The 20,366-nt window shown below is 73.2% G+C and carries 20 protein-coding genes; 7 read left to right on the top strand and 13 right to left on the bottom strand.

Annotation, left to right across the window (positions count from 1 at the left end):
* Positions 1-287: 287 nt before the first annotated feature.
* The gene (locus tag DT057_RS27195) at positions 288-623 is read left to right on the top strand and encodes a DUF1476 domain-containing protein (RefSeq protein WP_128565223.1); all 336 of its coding nucleotides are present in this window, start codon (positions 288-290) and stop codon (positions 621-623) included.
* 57 nt (positions 624-680) lie between these two features.
* On the opposite strand, the gene DT057_RS27190 is transcribed toward DT057_RS27195, so the two are convergent.
* The 11 genes from DT057_RS27190 to DT057_RS27140 all read right to left on the bottom strand — a co-directional run bounded on the left by DT057_RS27190 (position 681) and on the right by DT057_RS27140 (position 11,998).
* Entirely contained in the window at positions 681-2,267 is a 1,587-nt protein-coding gene (locus tag DT057_RS27190; protein ID WP_238314191.1) for a SpoVR family protein, read from the bottom strand.
* Positions 2,268-2,349: 82 nt separating this feature from the next.
* Positions 2,350-3,663, bottom strand: coding sequence for a YeaH/YhbH family protein (locus DT057_RS27185; RefSeq protein WP_128565222.1), 1,314 nt, complete (start codon positions 3,661-3,663; stop codon positions 2,350-2,352).
* A 299-nt stretch (positions 3,664-3,962) separates the two neighbouring features.
* Positions 3,963-5,915, bottom strand: a complete 1,953-nt coding sequence (locus DT057_RS27180) for a PrkA family serine protein kinase (RefSeq protein ID WP_128565221.1) — start codon at positions 5,913-5,915, stop codon at positions 3,963-3,965.
* A gap of 343 nt (positions 5,916-6,258) precedes the next feature.
* Positions 6,259-6,714, bottom strand: a complete 456-nt coding sequence (locus DT057_RS27175; RefSeq protein WP_128565220.1) for a 4-aminobutyrate aminotransferase — start codon at positions 6,712-6,714, stop codon at positions 6,259-6,261.
* Between the two features lie 226 nt (positions 6,715-6,940).
* Positions 6,941-7,381 carry a hypothetical protein gene (locus DT057_RS27170; RefSeq protein ID WP_128565219.1) on the bottom strand — a complete coding sequence of 147 codons (441 nt, stop codon included), beginning with the start codon at positions 7,379-7,381 and terminating at the stop codon, positions 6,941-6,943.
* Positions 7,382-7,468: 87 nt separating this feature from the next.
* The gene (locus DT057_RS27165; RefSeq protein ID WP_128565218.1) at positions 7,469-7,990 is read right to left on the bottom strand and encodes a MerR family transcriptional regulator; all 522 of its coding nucleotides are present in this window, start codon (positions 7,988-7,990) and stop codon (positions 7,469-7,471) included.
* A gap of 28 nt (positions 7,991-8,018) precedes the next feature.
* Positions 8,019-8,342 (bottom strand): integration host factor subunit alpha, encoded by a 324-nt coding sequence (locus tag DT057_RS27160; protein ID WP_128565217.1) that lies wholly within the window; start codon positions 8,340-8,342, stop codon positions 8,019-8,021.
* A gap of 126 nt (positions 8,343-8,468) precedes the next feature.
* Positions 8,469-9,446 (bottom strand): beta-ketoacyl-ACP synthase III, encoded by a 978-nt coding sequence (locus DT057_RS27155; RefSeq protein ID WP_128565216.1) that lies wholly within the window; start codon positions 9,444-9,446, stop codon positions 8,469-8,471.
* A 17-nt stretch (positions 9,447-9,463) separates the two neighbouring features.
* Positions 9,464-10,498, bottom strand: a complete 1,035-nt coding sequence (gene plsX / locus DT057_RS27150; protein WP_128565215.1) for a phosphate acyltransferase PlsX — start codon at positions 10,496-10,498, stop codon at positions 9,464-9,466.
* 118 nt (positions 10,499-10,616) lie between these two features.
* Positions 10,617-11,123, bottom strand: coding sequence for a YceD family protein (locus DT057_RS27145; RefSeq protein ID WP_128565214.1), 507 nt, complete (start codon positions 11,121-11,123; stop codon positions 10,617-10,619).
* A gap of 320 nt (positions 11,124-11,443) precedes the next feature.
* Entirely contained in the window at positions 11,444-11,998 is a 555-nt protein-coding gene (locus tag DT057_RS27140) for a ubiquinol-cytochrome C chaperone family protein (RefSeq protein WP_128565213.1), read from the bottom strand.
* 269 nt (positions 11,999-12,267) lie between these two features.
* Between DT057_RS27140 and DT057_RS27135 the strand changes: the two genes are divergently transcribed.
* Complete coding sequence (locus tag DT057_RS27135) at positions 12,268-12,732, top strand: outer membrane protein assembly factor BamE (RefSeq protein WP_128565212.1); 465 nt, start codon at positions 12,268-12,270, stop codon at positions 12,730-12,732.
* 65 nt (positions 12,733-12,797) lie between these two features.
* Here the strand turns inward: DT057_RS27135 and DT057_RS27130 are convergent, their stop codons facing one another.
* A complete protein-coding gene (locus DT057_RS27130; RefSeq protein ID WP_128565211.1) occupies positions 12,798-14,660 on the bottom strand; it encodes an ABC transporter ATP-binding protein in 1,863 nt (620 codons plus the stop codon).
* 148 nt (positions 14,661-14,808) lie between these two features.
* Here DT057_RS27130 and DT057_RS27125 point away from each other — a divergent pair, with 148 nt between their 5' ends.
* From DT057_RS27125 to DT057_RS27105, 5 genes are all read left to right on the top strand, one after another.
* Positions 14,809-15,264, top strand: coding sequence for a tRNA (cytidine(34)-2'-O)-methyltransferase (locus DT057_RS27125; protein WP_128565210.1), 456 nt, complete (start codon positions 14,809-14,811; stop codon positions 15,262-15,264).
* Positions 15,265-15,348: 84 nt separating this feature from the next.
* Positions 15,349-16,245, top strand: a complete 897-nt coding sequence (gene hemF / locus DT057_RS27120; RefSeq protein ID WP_203236389.1) for an oxygen-dependent coproporphyrinogen oxidase — start codon at positions 15,349-15,351, stop codon at positions 16,243-16,245.
* 5 nt (positions 16,246-16,250) lie between these two features.
* Positions 16,251-17,147, top strand: a complete 897-nt coding sequence (locus tag DT057_RS27115; RefSeq protein ID WP_128565208.1) for a DMT family transporter — start codon at positions 16,251-16,253, stop codon at positions 17,145-17,147.
* An 84-nt stretch (positions 17,148-17,231) separates the two neighbouring features.
* Positions 17,232-18,407: a vWA domain-containing protein gene (locus tag DT057_RS27110; RefSeq protein ID WP_128565207.1), complete on the top strand. Its 1,176-nt coding sequence runs from the start codon at positions 17,232-17,234 to the stop codon at positions 18,405-18,407.
* A 249-nt stretch (positions 18,408-18,656) separates the two neighbouring features.
* Positions 18,657-19,910, top strand: a complete 1,254-nt coding sequence (locus DT057_RS27105; protein WP_128565206.1) for an acyltransferase family protein — start codon at positions 18,657-18,659, stop codon at positions 19,908-19,910.
* On the opposite strand, the gene DT057_RS27100 is transcribed toward DT057_RS27105, so the two are convergent.
* Positions 19,885-20,205: a 2Fe-2S iron-sulfur cluster-binding protein gene (locus DT057_RS27100; RefSeq protein WP_128565205.1), complete on the bottom strand. Its 321-nt coding sequence runs from the start codon at positions 20,203-20,205 to the stop codon at positions 19,885-19,887. The genes DT057_RS27105 and DT057_RS27100 overlap by 26 nt on opposite strands.
* Positions 20,206-20,366: the final 161 nt, after the last annotated feature.

Genomic DNA, 20,366 nt, shown 5'->3' with positions numbered 1-20,366 from the left:
GCGCTGCCCGGCGCCGCCGGGGCGGCCGGGACCGCCGCGGACGGCGCCGCGGCCGCCGCGGCGAGGAGCGCGCGGCGCGTGGGACGAGAGGTCATCCCGCCGTTGTGCGCGATTCCCGCCGGCCCGTCACGGGCCACCCACCGGTCCGTCACGGACCGGCGGTCCGTCACGGGCTCGCGCGCGCTCACGCCCTTGGGAACGGCCCGGCCCGCGCCGGCGCTGGCCTTCGCGGCGGATCGGCCTAAGCTCCGGGCCGCGGGGGGGCGGGTCGCGAGCGGGAGCGTGCCATGACGACCCTATTCGACGAGCGTGAGCGGGCCTACGAGGCGATGTTCGCCCTCGACGAGGAATTGCGGTTCATCGCCCTCGCGCGGCGCAACAAGCGCGTCGGCGCCTGGATGTGCGAGCGCCTCGCCCTCACGGGGGACGAGGCGGCGGCCTATATCCGGCGCCTCGTCGAGGCCGGCCTCGGGCCGGACCGGGACGAGGTCCTCGTCGCGCGCCTGCGGGCGGAGCTCGCGGGCCGGGGCGCGCAGGCGGAGGCCGAGGCGCTGCCGGGCCTGCTGATGCGCTACGGCGCCGAGGCCGCCCGGGAGGTGCGCCGGGAGGCCCGGCCGACCTGATCGGGCCGCGCCGGGATCCGCCCGGCGGGCGGCGCCCCGGCGGGGCGGCGCCCGGCCTCAGAAGAAGGTCGGCCGCGCGCTGGCGATGTGCTCCTTGAGCACGGTGCCGGAGGCGGGATCGACCTCCTTCAGCACCACGTCGTAGCCCCACAGGTCGGCGAGGTGCTGGAGCACGCGGGCCGCGTCGTCCTTGTTCAGGAGCACGCGGTTGAGCACGCGGTGGTGGACGATGAGGCGGCGGTCGCCCTCGAGGTCGACGTCGATCACCTCGATGTCGGGATCGAGCCAGGCCACGTCGTACTGGCGCGCGAAGGCGCGGCGCAGGCGCCGGTAGCCGCGCTCGTCGTGGATCGCCTCGACGCGCAGCTCCGGCTGGTCGGGATCGTCGATCACGTGGAAGAGGCGCAGCTGCCGCATCAGGCGCGGGCTGAGGAACTGCGCGATGAAGCTCTCGTCGCGGTAGTTCTCCCAGACGTCGCGCAGCACCCCCATGGCGTCGCCCGAGCCGGCGATGTCCGGGAACCAGGCCCGGTCCTCCTCCGACGGATCGGTGCAGATGCGGGCGATGTCCGTCATCATGGCGAAGCCGATGGCGTAGGGGTTGTGCCCGCCGTAATGCCGGTCGTCGAAGGTGGGCTGGCGGATCACGTTGGTGTGCGACTGCAGGAACTCGAGGTAGGCCGCCTCGCCGATCTGCCCGGTCTCGCTCAGCCGGGTCATGATCCGGTAGTGGTTGTAGGTGGCGCAGCCCTCGTTCATCACCTTGGTCTGGCGCTGCGGGTAGAAGTACTGGGCGACGTGGCGGACGATGCGCAGGATCTCGCGCTGCCAGGGCTGCAGCCGCGGCGCCACCTTCTCCAGGAAGTAGAGGATGTTCTCCTGGGGCAGCTCGAGGAGGGCGCGGCGGCGCTCGACGTTGGGGTCGGCCTTGCCGGCCTTGGTCTTGGCCGGCAGGGTGCGCCAGAGGTCGTTGTACATCCTCTCCTGGTGCTCCATGCGCTCGCGCTCGCGGCGCTGCTCGGAGGAGAGGTCGGGGCGCTTCTTGCGCGGGTAGCGGTGGACGCCCTGGTTCATCAGGGCGTGGGCGGCGTCCAGCACCGCCTCGACGGCGCCGTGGCCGTAGCGCTCCTCGCAGCGCGTGATGTAGCGCTTGGCGAAGTCGAGGTAGTCGAGGATGCCCTCGGCATCCGTCCACTGGCGGAACAGGTAGTTGTTCTTGAAGAAGTGGTTGTGCCCGAAGGCGGCGTGCGCGATCACCAGGGTCTGCATCGTCGCCGTGTTCTCCTCCATGATGTAGGAGATGCACGGGTCGGAGTTGATGACGATCTCGTAGGCCAGCCCCATCAGGCCGCGGCGGTAGCCGGCCTCGTGCTGGGCGAAGTGCTTGCCGAACGACCAGTGCTTGTAGAACAGCGGCATGCCGATCGACGCGTAGGCGTCGAGCATCTGCTCGGCCGTGATGATCTCGATCTGGTTCGGGTACCAGCTCAGGCCGAGCTCGCGTCCGGCGATCGCCTCGCAGGCGTCGTGGATGCGCCGGATGGTGTCGAAGTCCCAGTCGTTGCCGGTGAACAGCGGCTCGTTGGCCGTGATCACGGCCGGGCTGGCGGGCCGCGGCGCCACGCCGAGGGTGGCTGGACTCATCGGGCGTCGGACCTCTCGTCTCGTCGGGCGGGCCGCCTCGTCGCGGCTCGCGGGGGGATCTCGCTGCGATCGGGGCGGCCCGTCAGGGGCTGGCGGCCTCCTGCCCGGCCTTGCGGGCGAACAGCTCGCGGAAGACCGGGTAGATGTCGCGGCGGTGGTTGACCTTGCGCATGGCGAGCACCGAGTTGGCCTTCGCGACCGGCTCGTAGGTGCGCCAGAGCGTGGTGCGGTGCTCGACGAAGCCGGCCCGGGGGCCGCCCTCGTCGCCGACCTCCAGGTAGGCGAAGTACTGGCAGGCCGGCAGGATCGCGGAGCGCAGCAGGTCCTGCGAGGTGGCCCCGTCGCTCGACACGTTGTCGCCGTCCGAGGCCTGGGCCGCGTAGATGTTCCAGTCCTCGGGGCTGTAGCGCTCGGCGATGATGCGCTTCATCTCGATCAGCGCCGAGGAGACCAGGGTGCCGCCGGTCTCGCGCGAGCCGAAGAAGGTCTCCTCGTCCACCTCCTTGGCGTGGTCGGTGTGGCGGATGAAGACGATCTCGACGTGCTTGTAGCGCCGGATCAGGAAGATGTGCAGCAGGATGTAGAACCGCTTGGCCAAATCCTTCATGTGCTCGGTCATCGAGCCCGAGACGTCCATCAGGCAGAACATCACCGCCTGGGCCACCGGCCGGGGATAGGGCTCGAAGCGCCGGTAGCGCAGGTCGATCGGGTCGACGTAGGGGATGCGCTGGCTGCGGGTGCGCACCCGCTCCAGCTCGGCCTTCAGCTCGTCGAGGATCGCGGCGTCGGGGTCGCTCTCCTCGAGCGCCCGGATCTCCTCCTCGAGGGCCGCCATCTCGGCGGCCTTCGGGCGCTTGAGCGCGATGCGGCGGGAGAGCGAGTTGCGCAGGGTCCGGCCCAGGGCCAGGTTGGCGGGCGAGCCCGTCACCGTGTAGCCGGCCCGCCGCAGGGCCGCGGTCTCGACCACGGCGAGCCGGCGCTTGGCGAGGTCGGGGAGCTCGAGGTCCTCGAGGAAGAGCTCGAGGAACTCCTCGCGGGTGAGGACGAAGCGGAACGAGTCCTCGCTGTCGGACCCGCCGTCGCCGGCCTGGCCCCCGCCCCCGCCGCCCGCGCCGCCCCCCGGCGGGCGCTCGATCAGGTCGCCCTCGACGTAGGTCTTGTTGCCCGGGAGGATGTGGTCCTGCACGCCCGTGGAGGGGTTGCGGGTGAGCTTGGGCTCGCGCACCCCGTCGACCGGCACCGTGACGTTGCCGTCCTTGCCGAGGTCCCGGATGTCCTTGTCCCGGGCGGCCTCGCGCACGGCGCGCTGCGCGACGTCCTTCACCCGGCGCAGGAAGCGCTGCCGGTTCGCCAGGCTCTTGCCGCCCGGATTGAGGCGCCGATCGATAATGTGCATCAGCTCTACGCTTTCCGATCACGCCATCATACCGCACCGCGCGGTCCTGACCACCGCTTCCCGCGAGGGCGGCGCGCAGCACCCCGTCCGGGGGCCTCCGCCCCCGATCCGGCGGCGCGCCGGCCCCGATGCGGCGGCGCCCGCCCGCGCGGCCGGGATCCGGCCCCGGGCCGCGCCGGTGCCGCGGTCGCCGCGCCCGTTCCGGTCGAGACCGCCGGGGCACCGGGCCTTCGGTCCGGCACCGGGCCTTCGGTCCGGTCGCGGGGTCCGCGGCGAACCGCCCCCCGCGCCGGGGAGCGCTAGCCGGCCTGCTTGACCCGCATGTACCACTCGACCAGCCGGCGGACCTGACGCTCGGTGTAGCCGCGGTCGCGCATGCGCTCGACGAACTCGCCGTGCTTCTTCTCGGTCTCGCTGTCCTTCTTCGAGCCGAAGGAGATCACCGGCAGCAGCTCCTCGACCTGGCTGAACATCCGGCGCTCGATCACCTCGCGGATCTTCTCGTAGGAGGTCCAGGACGGGTTGCGCCCGCCGTGCTGGGCGCGCGAGCGCAGGGCGAACTTCACCACCTCGTTGCGGAAGTCCTTCGGGTTGGCGATGCCGGCCGGCTTCTCGATCTTGGTCAGCTCCTGGTTCAGGAGCTCGCGGTTGAGGAGCTGGCCGGTCTCCGGGTCCTTGAAGTCCTGGTCCTCGATCCAGGCGTCGGCGTAGTCGATGTAGCGGTCGAACAGGTTCTGGCCGTAATCGTGGTACGACTCGAGGTAGGCCTTCTGGATCTCGTGGCCGATGAACTCGGCGTAGCGCGGCGCCAGCTCGCCCTTGATGAACTCGAGGTAGCGCTTCTCGATCTCCGGCGGAAGCTGCTCGCGGCGCAGGGACTGCTCGAGCACGTACATCAGGTGGACCGGGTCGGCCGAGACCTCGGTGGTGTCGTGGTTGAAGGTGGCGGCCATCACCTTGAAGGCGAAGCGGGTCGAGATCCCGTCCATGCCCTCGTCGACGCCGGCGGTGTCCTTGTACTCCTGCATCGAGCGGGCGCGGGGATCGACCTCGCGCAGGGATTCGCCGTCGTAGACCCGCATCTTCGAGAAGACGTTGGAATTGGCGTGCTCGCGCAGGCGCGACAGCACCGAGAAGCGCGCCAGCATCTCCAGCGTGCCGGGCGCGCAGGGCGCCCGGGAGAGCTCGGAGCCCGAGACCAGCTTCTCGTAGATGCGCTGCTCCTCGGTCACCCGCAGGCAGTACGGCACCTTGATCACGTAGATCCGGTCGATGAAGGCTTCGTTGTTCTTGTTGGTCTTGAAGCTCTGCCACTCGGCCTCGTTCGAGTGCGCCAGGATGATGCCCGAGAACGGGATCGCCCCGATGTTCTCGGTGCCGACGTAGTTGCCCTCCTGCGTCGCGGTGAGCAGGGGGTGCAGCATCTTGATCGGCGCCTTGAACATCTCGACGAACTCGAGGATGCCCTGGTTCGCCCGGTTGAGGCCGCCCGAGTAGGAGTAGGCGTCGGGATCGGCCTGGCTCAGGGTCTCGAGCTTGCGGATGTCGACCTTGCCGACCAGGGACGAGATGTCCTGGTTGTTCTCGTCGCCGGGCTCGGTCTTGGCGATGCCGACCTGGCGCAGGCGCGACGGGTTGACCTTGACGACCTTGAACTTGGAGATGTCGCCGCCGAACTCGTCGAGCCGCTTGAGGCACCACGGGCTCATCAGGCCGGTGAGGCGCCGCCGCGGCACGCCGTAGCGCTCCTCCAGCGTCGGCCCGAGGTTCTCCGGGTCGAACAGCACCAGCGGGCTCTCGAAGACCGGGCTCAGCTCGTTGCCGGCCTTGAGCACGTAGATCGGGTGCACCTCCATCAGGGCCTTGAGCCGCTCGGCCAGGGACGACTTGCCGCCGCCGACCGGACCGAGCAGGTAGAGGATCTGCTTGCGTTCCTCGAGACCTTGCGCGGCGTGGCGGAAGAACGAGACGATCCGCTCGATCGTCTCCTCCATGCCGTAGAATTCGGAGAAGGCCGGGTAGATCCGGATGGTCCGGTTCATGAATACCCGCCCGAGCCGGGGATCCCGCGCCGTGTCGACGAACTCAGGCTTCCCGATAGCGTCGAGGATGCGCTCGGGTGCGCTCGCGTACATCAGAGGATTGTCGCGGCACGCTTCCAGATACTCGCTCAACGACAGTTCCGAATCGCGGCGCGATTCGTAGCTTCGTGCAAAGGTTTGAAAGAGGTCGCTCGCTGACGGCATTGGCATTCCGGACCCTCACGACATCGCCAGGATCATCCTGTCCCGCCTCGGATGCAATCGATATCCCCATGTTTGTCGCAGTGCGGCGACGGTGGAGGAGTGCGGAGGCTGCGGTGACCCCGGCCGGGAGGTCCGGGCCGGGCAAGGAGCATGCCGTTCCGCGCCGGAAACTCGTAGGCGCGCCAATGTGAAAGCCTTGACGGCCGGGATCCTGTGCCGAAAAGGACACGCCGGTCGCGGGTTTTTCCGCAGGCCCCGGAGGAGGCCGCCCTGCCCCGGGGATCGCCGGAGGAACGCCCGCCGGGGGCGGGTGTTCCGGATTCGTTTCGCGGCCGGGCGGCCGGCGCCGTCACAGGTCCGTGGTGTCCTTCTTGGCCCCGCCGGCGCCGCCCACGGTGATCTTGATGGTCTGGGTGCTGACGATGCCGTCGGCGCCCTTGACCTCGACCGTGACCTCGTCGGCGCCGGTGTAGCCGGCCTTGCCCTCGTAGAACAGCGCCTGGACGATGGCCTCGGCGTTCGGGCAGCGGTAGCCCGACGGCGTCTTCATCTTGGTGGTGCGCTGGATCAGGGCGCCGTTCTTGGGCGGGCTCGTGACCTTCAGCTCGGGCTGGGGCCCGAGCGAGCAATCCTTCTTCAGGTTCGGCACGGCGAGGAGGCGGACCTGCTTGCCGGGCGCGACGGCTTGCTCGCGGGTCTTGGCCGCCTGGGCGAGGGCGGCCGGGGCGAGGGCGTCCGGCAGGAGGGCGGCGCCGGCGAGCAGGACGGCGGCGACCGCGAGGGTCGGGCGGATACGGCAGGGCATCGTGGTGTGGCTCCCCGAGGATGGCCGGCCCGATGTGGGGAGCGCGCCCCGCGGCGTCGAGGGCTGCCCCGGGAGGGATCGCGGGCGCCGGGGGGGCAAAGGGGGCCCGGGTCAGTGCAGGACCAGCATGACGAACAGGTTGAACAGCCCGAGCAGGGCCACCCCGCCGATCCAGATCCAGTAGCCCCGGCCCTCGACCGGATAGTCGCCGAACATCGCCCCCTCCTCAGTCCCGCGTCCCGTCCGCGGCCGCCTGCAGCACCGCCATCACGGCCCCGGTCACGCGGGCGACCTGGGCGGGGGTGAACTCGCCCGCCAGCGCCGCGGCGAGCCCCTGCTCGATGCGCCCGCGCTCGCCCGCGTCCCCGATCGGGTCGGACGGGATGTCGCTCTCGCGCAGCCGGCAGGCGTCCCGGATCGTGTCGGCGGCCCGCCGCAGGGTCTCGCGCTGGTCCGGCGTCATGTCCCAGAGCGGATGGCGCAGGCGCGCGATCACCCGCCTGGCGTCGCGGTAGTCGCGGTCGACGGCCGTGATGGCCTCGACCTGGCTCACCAGGAGCACGAGCTCGAGCACGTCGGCGGTCGCCTCGGGGCAGGTGCGCACGACCCGCATCAACCGGGCGATGAGCTCGGTGGTCGGGGAAGCGTGGCGGCGCGGCTCGGCCATGAGCCCGTAACGCAGCGCCCGGCCCCCTGGTTCTGACAGGCGCGCGTTTTTTCCCGCCGGCCGGCGAGGCCGGGCGGCGGCGCCCGGTCAGGCCGTCTCCCCGGGCACCACCCCGGCGACGCCCGGGGAGGCGGCGGGCTCCGCCGGGACGGCGGCCGGCCGCAGGGCCTGCAGCCGCCGCCGGCAGGCGCGCAGGTCGTCGAGGGCGGCGTGCAGCAGGGCCCGGTCGGCCTGGCTCAGGGCCGGGCCCGGCGCTCCGGCCTCGGGCTCCGGCTCGGCCTCCAGGAAGGCCGGGGCGGCCTGCTCGCCCCGCCCGACCGCCTGGACGAACCGCATGCCGCGCTCGCGCAGGATGCGCTGCGCGCCCCGGATCGTGTAGCCCTGGCCGTAGAGGAGCTGCCGGATGCCCCGGACCAGGTCGACGTCGTCCGGGCGGTAGTAGCGCCGGTTGCCGCCGCGCTTGAGTGGGCGGACCTGGGTGAAGCGCGTCTCCCAGAACCGCAGCACGTGCTGGGGCAGGTCGAGATCCTCCGCCACCTCGCTGATGGTCCGAAAGGCGTCGGCCGCCTTCTCGCCGCCCGGCCCGTCCTGCATCGCCGGCACCGTCATGCGTCGGAGGCCCTATCCCCGGCCCGCTCTAGGCCTCCTCGTCGTCCTCGTCGTGCGCCTGGCCGCCGTTGATGCGGGCCTTGAGCACGTTCGAGGGCTTGAACACCATGACGCGCCGCGGCTCGATCGCCACCTCGACGCCGGTCTTCGGGTTGCGGCCGACGCGCTTGCCCTTGCCGCGCACCACGAAGGAGCCGAAGGAGGACAGCTTCACGGTCTCGCCCGAGGCCAGGCAGCCGCAGATCTCCGACAGCACCGTCTCCACCAGGGCGGCGGATTCCGTCCGCGACAGGCCGACCCGCTGGTAGACGGCCTCGCTCAGATCGGCCCGCGTGACCGTCTTGCCTGCCATCGTGCTGCTCCCCAGGCGGCTGATTCGCGAAAGTCGTATGTCTATGATCGCGCACGCTAATCTGCGTCGCCTGCCGGGTCAACCGGCCGGGGCCGCAACCCCCGTGCTTTCTGCCGCCGGGGCCGCCTACCAGCGGATCAGCGCGCTGCCCCAGGTGAAGCCGCCGCCGATCGCCTCGATCATCACGAGGTCGCCGCGCCGGATGCGGCCGTCCCGGCAGGCGGCGTCGAGGGCGAGCGGGATCGAGGCCGCCGAGGTGTTGCCGTGCCGGTCGACCGTGAGGACCACCTTGTCGCGGGCGATGCCGAGCTTGTCCGCGGAGGCCTCGATGATGCGGCGGTTGGCCTGGTGGGGCACGAACCAGTCGAGGTCGTCCGCCGTGGTGCCGGTGGCCGCGAAGGCGTCCGCCACCACGTCGGTCACGGAGCCGACCGCGAAGCGGAACACCTCCTTGCCGACCATGCGCAGCTTGCCGGTGGTGCCGGTCGAGCCCGGCCCGCCGTCGACGTAGAGCTTCTCCCGGTGGCGCCCGTCCGAGCGCAGGTGGCTCGTCAGCACGCCGCGGTCGCCCGCGTGGCCCTCGCCGGGCTGCGCCTCCAGCACCAGCGCGCCGGCGCCGTCCCCGAACAGTACGCAGGTGGTGCGGTCCTCCCAGTCGAGCAGCCGCGAGAAGGTCTCGGCGCCGACCACCAGGGCGCGCCGGGCGCTCCCCGTCGTCAGGAACTTGTCGGCCGTGGCGACGCCGTAGACGAAGCCGGCGCAGACCGCCTGGAGGTCGAAGGCCGCGCCGCCCCCGATGCCGAGCCCGGCCTGGATCTGCGTCGCGGTCGACGGGAAGGTGTGGTCGGGCGTCGAGGTGGCGCAGACCACGAGGTCGATGGTGGCGGGGTCGACGTCGGCGTCGCGCAGGGCCGCCTCGGCCGCCCTGATGCCGAGCACCGAGGTGGTCTCGTCGGGCTCCGCGATGTGGCGCTGGCGGATGCCGGTGCGCTGGACGATCCACTCGTCCGAGGTCTCGACGCGGGCCGCGAGGTCGTCGTTGCTGACGACGGTGCGGGGAAGATAGGAGCCGCAGCCCCGCACCACGGAGCGAAGGCGGGTCATGGATGCGGGGTCCTCCCTCACGCCGACGCCTGGGCCTGCGTCGCGTCGAGCATCTCCCGGATCGTCCGCATCAGGTCGTGGCGGGCCATGTCGTGGGCGATGTCGATGGCGCTGGCGAAGCCGTGCGCGTCCTCCGAGCCGTGGCTCTTGATCACGATGCCTTCGAGCCCGAGGAAGACGCCGCCGTTGGCCCGGCTCGGGTTCATCTTCTCGCGCAGCGCCTCGAAGGCGCCGCGGGCGAACAGGTAGCCGATCTTCGCCATCAGGGTCCGGCCCATCGCGCCCTTGAGGTACGCGGCGATCTGCTTGGCGGTTCCCTCGGCGGTCTTGAGGGCGATGTTGCCGGTGAAGCCCTCGGTCACCACCACGTCGACGGTGCCGCGGCCGAGGTCGGTGCCCTCGACGAAGCCGTGGTAGCTCAGGCCGGCGAGGTCGGACTGGCGCAGGAGGCGCGCGGCCTCCTTCACGGCCTCGTTGCCCTTCATCTCCTCGGTGCCGACGTTGAGGAGCCCCACGGTCGGCCGGTCGAGGTCGAACACGATGCGCGCCATGGCGGCGCCCATCACCGCCATGTCGACGAGGTGGGCCGCATCCGTGCCGATGGTGGCGCCGACATCGAGCACCACGCTCTCGCCCCGCACCGTCGGCCACAGGCAGGCGATGGCCGGGCGCTCGATATGCGCCATGGTCTTGAGGCAGATCTTGGCCATCGCCATCAGGGCGCCGGTGTTGCCGGCCGAGACCGCGGCGTCGGCCTCGCCGTCGCGCACCGCCTGGATCGCCTGCCACATCGACGACTTGCCGCGCCCGGAGCGCACCGCCTGGCTCGGCTTCTCGTCCATGCCGACGGCGACCGCGCTGTGGCGGATCTCGACCGCCCCCGTCAGGCGCGGCTCGGCCGCCACCAGGGGGGCGAGCACCGCCTCGTCGCCGAACAGCAGGAAGGTCGTCTCGGGGTGGCGCTCGCGGGCGATGGCCGCACCGGGCACGACCGTCGACGGGCCGTGGTCGCCGCCCATCGCGTCGAGCGAGATGCGCACTCTGTGTGACATGGGGACGTCGAGGACCCTCTCGGCGGCGCCGGATGGGCAGGGGCGCCGCGGCGGGGCGGAAAATAGCGACCCGGCGCCCGGCCGCAAACGAATTCTGCGCCGGCCCGCCGCCGTCGCCTCAGGGGGCGCCGCCCTTGAGCGCCCCGAGGCCCGAGAGGGCGGTCTCGGGCGCGCCCTCGGCGGGCGGCTCGAAGGCCACGCCGTCCTTGCGCGGATAGGGGTCGAGGCCGAGCGCCAGGAACTCACCCGCGAGGCTGCCGAGGTCGATGCGGCCGTTCACGATCGGGTCGGGGATCTCGGCGTCCTCGGCCGCCGTGCCCGCGAAGGCGTCCCGGTCGGCGAAGTCGACGTCGACGGCCTCGGTCACGACGGTGTCGAAGGGCTCGAGGGTCACCACGCAGGTCTGGGTCACGGCGGCCTCGATCGTGCCGGTCACCTGCAGGCGGTGCAGCGAGCCGCTCAGGCGGAACTGCCCGACGAGGCGGTGGATCGCCACCAGCCCGAAATCCCGGGCGAGCGCCTCGCGCTCCTCGGCGTTGGCCTCCACGACGACCGGCTGCCCGGCCCTCAGGGTGCGCTCGGCCGGGATCGGGCGGGAGAACGGGCCGACGGTGTCGGGCGTCATGCGGGGCTCCTTGGTGCGAGTGAGGGGCGGCGAAGGACGGGGGATCGGACGCTCCGCCGGGGGCTGCCTGCTGCCGAAGCTCCTCCCCGGCCGGGCCCGCCGCGGGCCGCGGCGTGGGCCGGCGCCCGTCCCCGGGCCCGCTCCCCCCATCTGGTCCTTCGCCCCGCGCCCTCGCAAGGCCTCCCGCCCGCCGCGATCCTCTGCGCCGGGCCGTTATCGAAGCCCCGGCCCACGCCGCGCGCGGGCCGAGGCTCTAAGCTCCGGCCCGGCCCCGCGCGGGCCGACGCTCAGGCTCCGGCCCGCGCCGCGCGGGCCGATACTCAGGCTCCGGCCCGCGCCGCGAAGGCCGCCGGATCGGGCAGGAGCGGGCCCTCCGCCATCATCGCGTCGAGGCCCACCCCGGCGAGCGCGGCGTCCGCCGCCGCCACGTAGGCGGCGAGGCCCCCGGCCGCCGCCGGCTCGTCCCGGCCGAGCACGTTGCGGGCGAGGGCCGCGGCGAGCGCGGGCCGGTCGCCGGCGTCGAGGGCGGCGTCGTGGGCGGCGGCCCGGCCGTAGAAGGCCTGCGCCAGCTTCTTCATCCGCTTGGCGACGCCCATGTCGCCGACGCCGAGCTCGCGCAGCGACGAGTCGAGCTGGGCGAAGACCGAGTTGACGAGGTCCTGCGCCACGTCGGCGGCCGGCGCCGGCAGCCGGCGCAGGTGGCGCAGCACCAGCCAGACGTGCAGGCACAGGGCCTCGAAGCGGCCCTCCACGGTGTCCGGCACGCCGAGGTCGAGGTAGAGGGCCGGCACGCGCGCCGCCGCGTTGATGCGGATGTGCAACGCCTCGATGGCGCGTCGGCGCGCATCCTCGCGGCGGAAGAGGTTTCGGATCATCGCGGGTTCGCCCTCGTGCGCCTCCTCGCGCCCTGCGCGAGAGAATCTGTGCAACATCCTGATATCGCGCCGCGTTCCCGGCCCATGGAGGCCCCCGCCCGTCTCCGCGCCGGTGCGTGCGCGGGCCGGCCGGGCCGCGCCCGCCGGGGCGGCCCGGCGGCTCCCGGCGGAACCTTGGCCGTGCCTTGCCAACGCCACAACCCCGGGGTACGGCAGCGGTCGGTCCCGGCGCAAGGCCGCCGTCCCGCCTGCGTTCCTCCGAGGTCCCGATGCTGCGCCGCTTCACCCCGCCGATCCTTCGCCTTGCCGCGGCCGGCCTCCTCGGCCTGACCGTCGCGGGTTGCGTGATCGGCGAAGAATTCCGGCACGGCTACATCATCGACGACGCCGCGGTGGCCCAGGTCAAGCCCGGCGCCAGCGCCGAGCAGGTGCTCCAGCTCCTCGGCACGCCCTCCACGGTCTCCACCGTCGGCAACAAGTCCTGGTACTACATCAGCCAGAACACCCGGCGCACCGTGATGTTCATGGGCGAGCGGCCGGAGGACCAGCGCGTGCTCGCGGTCTACTTCAACGCCGGCTTCAAGGTCGAGCGCGTGGCCCTCTACGGCCAGCAGGACGGCCGGGTGTTCGACTTCATCTCGCGCACCACCCCGACGAGCGGCGGCGAGCAGGCCTTCCTGGGCCAGCTCCTGCGCGGCCTGACCAAGTTTGAGCCGTTCCGCAACGCCCAGTAGGCGCGCTCCCGGCGGCGCGGCCCTCCCCGCGCGGCGCGGCGCTCTCCGGGCGGCGCGCCGCGGGGTCACTCGGCCGCCTGCGCCCGCCCGTCGCCGCCTCCGAGGAAGCCGCCCGACTGGCGCGCCCACAGGCGGGCGTAGAGGCCGCCAGCGCGCACGAGGTCCTGGTGGCGGCCCTCCTCGACGATGCGGCCGCGGTCGAGCACCACCAGCCGGTCGAGGGCCGCGATGGTCGAGAGCCGGTGGGCGATGGCCAGCACGGTCTTGCCCCGCATCAGGGTGTCGAGCGAGCCCTGGATCGCCGCCTCGACCTCGGAGTCGAGGGCCGAGGTGGCCTCGTCGAGGATCAGGATCGGCGCGTCCTTGAGGATCACCCGCGCGATGGCGACGCGCTGGCGCTGGCCGCCGGAGAGCTTGACGCCGCGCTCGCCGACCTGGGCGTCGTAGCCCGTGCGGCCGCGGTGGTCGGTGAGCTCCCGGATGAAGGCGTCGGCGTGGGCGGCGCGGGCCGCCGCCACGATCGCCTCCTCGCCGGCCTCCTCGCGGCCGTACGCGATGTTCTCGCGGATCGAGCGGTGCAGGAGCGAGGTGTCCTGCGTCACCACCGCGATCTGCCGGCGCAGGGAGACTTGGGTGACGCCCGCGATGTCCTGGCCGTCGATCAGGATCCGGCCGTCCTCGAGGTCGTGCAGGCGCAGGAGCAGCGAGGTCAGGGTGGTCTTGCCGGCGCCGCTCGTGCCGACGAGGCCGACCCGCTCGCCCGGCGCGATCCGCAGGTTCAGGCCCTCGATGATCCCGGCATCCTCGCGCCCGTAGTGGAAGCTCACGGCCTCGAAGCGGATCTCGCCGCCGGCGACCGCGAGGTCCGCGGCGCCCGCCCGGTCGGTGACCTCGTGCGGGCGGGCGATGGTCTGCATGCTCTCCTGGACCACGCCGACATTCTCGAACAGGCCGCGCACGGTCTGCATCACCCAGCCCGACATGGCGATCAGGCGCAGGGTCAGGGCGAGGCCGGCCGCCCCCTCGCCGGTGGTCATCTGGCCCCGCGACCACAGGGCCAGAACCGCGCCCGCGGTCGCGACGATCAGCACGCTGTTGAGGAGCGCGAGCAGCCCCGTGGTGGCGGTGATGAGCCGGAACGAGTGCAGGTAGGCGTCGGTGTGGGCGACGGTGGCCTCCCGCACCGCCGAGCGCTCCTCCCGGTCGCGGGCGAAGAGCTTGACGGTCAGGATGTTGGTGTAGCTGTCGACGATGCGGCCGATGAGGGCCGAGCGCGAATCGGCGACCTTGAGCGAGCGGGCCCGGGCCCGGGGCACGAAGTAGGCCGTCAGCAGCCCGTAGGCCACGATCCAGAGCGCCACCGGCAGGACGAGCCAGACGCTGATGGCGCCGAACAGCCCGACGGCCGTGACGGCGAAGATCGCCACGTAGAGCAGGGTGTCGATGAACACGACCGCGAGCTCGCGCACCGCCACGCCGACCTGCGTCACCCGGTTGGCGAGCCGCCCGGCGAAGTCGGCCTGGAAGTACGAGAGCGCGTGGCCCAGCGTGTAGAGGTGGGTGCGCCAGCGGATCAGGCTGGTGGTCTGGGGCACCACGAGCTGGTTCGACAGCGCCTCGTGCAGCCAGGACAGGGCCGGGCGCACCACCAGCACCAGGGCCGCCGCGAGCGCCAGGCCGGTGCCGTGCTCGGCCCAGAGCGTCTCGGGCCTGGACTTCGCCAGGATGTCCACGAACCAGCCCATGAGCAGGTAGAGCGAGGCCTCGACGGAGCCGGCCGCGAGCCCGACGAAGAACAGCACCACCAGGGCGCCGCGCACCGGGCGCAGGTAGAACCCGGCGAAGCCCATGACGGTGCCGGGCGGCCGGCGCTCCTCGTCGAAGGAGGCGAAGGGGTCGATGCGGCGCTCGAGCCAGTCGAGGAACATGAAGGGCGTCCGGGCCTTGGGCAGGGGTGGGGCGTGGTGCCGACGGCGCGGCAGCCGGTGTCGCGACGGGGCGCGGCTGCGGCGCGCGCCACCGCCCTCAGGTATTCCGCCTTGACGCGCCGCCAACCGGGGGGCGATGCCGCAGCCCATGCTCCGCCTCGCCCTCTACCAGCCCGACATCCCCCAGAACACCGGGACGATGCTGCGCCTCGCCGCCTGCCTGGGCGTCGCGGTCGAGGTCGTCGAGCCGGCGGGGTTCGACGTCTCCGACCGCCACCTGCGCCGCTCCGGGCTCGACTACCTCGACCACGTGGCCGTCACCCGCCACCGCTCCTTCGCGGCCTTCGAGGCCTGGCGCCGGGGGACCGGGACGCGGCTGGTGCTGGCCACCACGGCGGGCGCCGTGCCCTACACGGCCTTCGGCTTCCGGGACGGCGACTGCCTGATGGTGGGGCGCGAATCGGCCGGGGTGCCGGAGGCGGTCCACGCCGCCGCCGAGGCCCGGGTGGTGATCCCGATGCGGGCGGGCCTGCGCTCCCTCAACGTCGCGGTGGCGGCCGGGATGATCCTGGGCGAGGCCCTGCGCCAGACCGGGGCGCCGTGAGGCGCCGGCCGCGGGGTCTTGGCTCGCGGGGTCTTGGCTCGCGGGGTCTTGGCCGCGGGGCGCCGGTATGGGATGAGGGCGGCCATGGACGCTGCCTCTCCCGACATCACCGCGCTCAAGAGCGAGGCAACCGCCTGGTTCTCGCACCTGCGCGACCGCATCTGCGCCGCGCTCGAGGCGATCGAGGCGGAGGCCGCCGGGCCGTTCCCGCGCGAGACCGAGGTCCCCGGCCGCTTCGAGCGCACGCCCTGGGAGCGCACCGACCACGCGGGCGGCCCCGGCGGCGGCGGCACCATGGCGATGCTGCGCGGGCGGGTCTTCGAGAAGGCCGGGGTGCACGTCTCGGCGGTGCACGGCGAGTTCGCGCCGGAGTTCCGCGGCCAGATCCCGGGCGCCGCCGAGGATCCGCGCTTCTACGCCACCGGCCTGTCGCTGATCGCGCATCCGTGGAACCCGCACGTGCCGACCGTGCACATGAACACCCGCTTCGTGGTGACCACGAAGGCCTGGTTCGGCGGCGGGGCCGACCTCACGCCCGTCCTCGACCGGCGCCGCACCCAGGACGACCCGGACGCCGTCGCGTTCCACGCCGCCCTCGAGCAGGCCTGCGACCGGCACCCGGGAGCCGACTACGCCCGCTACAAGGCCTGGTGCGACGAGTACTTCCACCTCAAGCACCGCGGCGAGCCCCGGGGCATCGGCGGCATCTTCTACGACTACCACTGGACCGGCGACCCGCAGGCCGACCTCGCGCTGACGCGGGAGGTGGGCGAGGCCTTCCTGGAGGCCTACCCGCGCATCGTCCGGCGCAACCTCGCCACGCCCTGGACCGAGGCCGACCGGCACGAGCAGCAGGTGCGGCGCGGGCGCTACGTCGAGTTCAATCTGCTCTACGACCGCGGCACCATCTTCGGGCTGCGCACCGGCGGCAACGTCGCGTCGATCCTCTCCTCCATGCCGCCGACGGTGCGCTGGCCCTGACGGCCGTGCGCGCGCTCCCCGACCTCGTCGCCGTCGTCCTCTGGATGGCGGGCGCCCTGCTGTCGTTCTCGGCCACCGCCCTCGCGGTGCGGGAGCTCGCGCCGGCCCTCGGCCTGTTCGACATGCTGGCGGCGCGGGCGGCTGCCGGCATCGCGATCATCGGCCTCCTCGCCGCCCTGCGCCGCCGGCCGGTGGCGGCCCGGCGCCTGCCGCTGCACCTCGCCCGCAACCTCGTCCACTGGGTCGGCAACTACGCCTGGTCGCTCGGGGTGACGCTCCTGCCCCTCGCGGCGGTGTTCGCCCTCGAATTCACCACGCCGGCCTGGGTGACGCTCCTCGCCGTGCTGATCCTGCGCGAGCGCCTGACCGCGAGCCGGGCCGCCGCCGTGGCCCTGGGCTTCCTCGGCGTGGTGGTGATCCTGCGGCCGGGGGTCGAGGCCCTCCAGCCCGCGAGCCTGGTGGTGCTGGCGGCCGCCCTCGCCTTCGCGCTCACCGCCATCACCACCAAGATGCTGACGCGGACCGAGAGCATCCTGTCGATCCTGTTCTGGATGAACCTGATCCAGCTCCCCCTCAACCTCGCGGCCGGCCGGCTGTTTCCGGCCGCGCCGTCCGCCGCCTTCGCGCTCCACCACGGCCTCGCCCTGGCGGTGGTCTGCGTCGCCGGCCTGACCTCGCACGTGTGCCTGACGAGCGCCTACCGGCGCGGCGACGCCATCCTGGTGATGCCGCTCGACTTCCTGCGCATCCCGCTGATCGCGCTCGTCGGCTGGCGCGTCTACGGCGAGCCCCTCGACCCCTGGCTCTTCCTCGGGGCCGGCCTCATCATCGGGGGCATCGTCTGGAACCTCGTCCGCGAGGCCCGCCGGCCCCTGCCCGCGGCCGCCCCGACGGCGGCCTGATCACGGGCGCCCGGGGGCCCGGACGCCGGCGCCCGACCGCGGAGGGGCTTGACCCGGGGGCCGCCCGCGCGCGTTGATCGGCGGATGCTGCTGACCTTCTTCACCGAACTGCGTGCCGCCAAGGTCCCGGTCTCGCTGCGCGAGTACCTGACCCTGCTCGACGCCCTCGACCGCGACCTCGCCGACCAGCGCGTCGAGGACTTCTACTACCTGTCGCGGGCGGCCCTCGTGAAGGACGAGCGCAACCTCGACAAGTTCGACCGGGTCTTCGGCCGCGTCTTCAAGGGGATCGCCTCCCTGGGCGAGGCCGTGGAGCCGCAGGGGATCCCGGAGGAGTGGCTGCGCAAGCTCGCGGAGAAGCACCTGACCGAGGAGGAGCGGCGCCAGCTCCAGGCGCTCGGCTGGGACAAGCTGTTCGAGACCCTCCGGGAGCGCCTCGCCGAGCAGCAGGGGCGCCACCAGGGCGGCTCGAAGTGGATCGGCACGGCCGGCACCTCGCCGTTCGGGGCCTACGGCTACAACCCCGAGGGGGTCCGCATCGGCCAGGACGGCAACCGGAACTTCCGGGCCGTGAAGGTCTGGGACCAGCGCACCTTCAAGGATCTCGACGATTCGGCGGAGCTCGGCTCGCGCACCATGCGCCTCGCGCTGCGGCGCCTTCGCCGCTTCGCCCGCACCGGGGCGGCCGAGGAGCTCGACCTCGACGGCACCATCCGGGAGACCGCCAGGAGCGGCTACCTCGACCTGCGCCTGCGCCCGGAGCGCCGCAACGCCGTCAAGGTGCTGCTGTTCCTCGATGTCGGCGGCTCGATGGACTGGCACGTCGAGCTCGCCGAGGAACTGTTCTCCGCCGCCCGCTCCGAGTTCAAGCACTTCGAGCACTTCTACTTTCACAACTGCCTCTACGAGACGGTCTGGAAGGAGAACCGCCGGCGCCACACCGAGGCCACGCCGCTCCTCGACGTGATCCGCACCTACCCGTCCGATTACCGGGTGGTGTTCGTGGGGGACGCCTCCATGTCGCCCTACGAGATCGCGATGCCGGGCGGCTCGGTGGAGCACTGGAACGAGGAGGCCGGGCAGGTCTGGCTCGGCCGGGTGCTCGACCACTTCCCCAGGGCGGCCTGGCTCAACCCGGTGCCGCAGGCGCAGTGGGGCTACACCCAGTCGATCACGATGATCCGCCGGCTCTTCGCCGACCGGATGTTCCCCCTGACCCTCGAGGGCATCGACGGCGCCGCGCGGGCGCTGGTGCGCTGACGGCGTCCCCGCCCGCCTGAAGAGCATGTTCCGACGAAGCGGATACCGGGTCGTCGCAGGCGATGGGGCAACATCAAGGACCTCGAGCAGCGACCGGCGCACCGTGAGCGGGTGCTGCTCGAGGGCGGCTGACGCGGGCCCGCGGGACGCCCGGAGCCTGCGGAGAACCGCGCGCCGGCCGCAGTTTCGCCGGAACCGTCTGGCTCTCGTGGCGCCGGGCGGCGCGCGGCCGCCCGGAGGCCGCCCAGCATGCACGCCCGGCGCTCGCCGCCCGCGAGCGAGACCCCGCACAAGCTCGCGCCCGCCGCCCTCGACGGGCTGCGGGGCCTCGCCGCGCAGGTCGTGCTCGCCGCCCACGCGGCGGCGGTGTTCTGGCCCGAGGCGCCGGCCCTCTGGCGCGCCGCCCTCGGCTGGGGCGCGCGCCTCGCCGTGGTGGCGTTCTTCGTGCTCAGCGGATTCGTGATCGCCCTCGCGATCCTGCGGGCCCGCGCCACGCCGCCGGGCTTCGATCCCGTCGCCTTCGCGGGCCACCGGGCGGCGCGGATCGGGCCGCCCTACCTCGCCTCGGTGGCGGTCGCGGCCGGGGTCGCGGGCCTCCTCGCCGGGCCGTGGCTGGCGCCGCCGGCCGCGCTCGCGGGCGTCGACCTGTCCGTCACCCCGGCGGCGCTCCTGCGCGCCGTCACGCTCAGCTACCGCACCACCGATCCGCACAACCTGCTCAACGGGCCGATCTGGAGCCTGCGGCTCGAGGTGGCGCTCTACATCCTGTCGGCCTGCCTCGCCGTGGCGGCCCTCGGCCGCGGCCCGGGCCGGCTCGCGGCGCTCCTCGCCGCCGCCCTCGCGGGCGCCGCCCTGGCGGCGCGCCTCAGCTTCGGCCTCGCGGCCCTCGGGCTGTTCGCGGCCGGCGCCGCCGCCGCCCTGCTCCGCCAAGCGCCATCCCGGCAAGCCCCGCCCCGGCAAGCCCCGCCCCTGCAAGCCCCGCCCCTGCAAGCCCCGCCCCTGCAAGCCCCGCCCCTGCAAGCCCCGCCCGGCCCGCGCCTCGCCCTCGGGGGCCTGGCTGCGCTCCTGGCGCTCCTGCCGGCGGTCCTGGCGCCCGTGATCCTCGGCCCGGAGGCGCTCCTCGCCCCGGCGCCGGCGCTCCCCGCCACGCTCGTCCACGTCGCGATCGGGATCGGCGTCGCCGCCCTCCTCCTCGACCTCACCGGGCCCGAGGGTCCGCTCGGGCGCGCGCTCGCGCGCCTCGCCGGGCTCGGGCGCTTCGCCTACACGCTCTACGTGCTGCACATGCCCCTGCTGATCCTCGCGGCCGCCGCCCTGGCGCCGTGGCGGCCGGGCCCGGCCCTGCGGGTCGCGGCGGGGATCGCGGCGCTCGCCGCCATCGAGGGGATCGCGCTCGGGCTCGCCCGGGTGCTGGAGCGGCCGCGCTGGGTCCGGCGGGCCGCGAGGCGCCTGGCGCGGACGGTGCCGTGGGGGCGCCTCAGCCCTGGCGGGCGGGCGTCGTGACGGTGAGGCCCTCGAGCTCGGGCTTGATCCGGATCTGGCAGGAGAGGCGGGAGTTCGGCCGCACGTCCGAGGCGAAGTCGAGCATGTCCTGCTCCATCGGCTCGGCCGGCCCCACCGCCTCCTCCCAGGCCTCTCCGACGTAGACGTGGCAGGTGGCGCAGGCGCAGGCGCCGCCGCACTCGGCGTCGATGCCCGGCACGTTGTTGCGGATCGCGGTCTCCATCACGGTCGAGCCGACCTCGCCCCTCACGGTGCGGGGCGTGCCTGCGGCGTCGACGTAGGTGATCTGGACCATCGGGCACTCCGGAGCCTTGCGGGACCACGGTCCGGACGAGGCCGCGGCGGGGGTCTGATTGGCGGCAGCGCTCCCGGAAAGCAAGCATTCCGAACGCCGCACGACGCGCCCCGGGCCGGCGCCGCCCGGCCGCCCCGGGGCGGCCCGCCCGTGCCCGGCCG

The sequence above is a fragment of the Methylobacterium crusticola genome (assembly GCF_003574465.1).
Taxonomy (GTDB): Bacteria; Pseudomonadota; Alphaproteobacteria; order Rhizobiales; family Beijerinckiaceae; genus Methylobacterium; species Methylobacterium crusticola.
The sequence above is the reverse complement of the archived record's forward strand: the minus strand, read 5'-3'. Positions and strand labels throughout refer to the sequence as shown.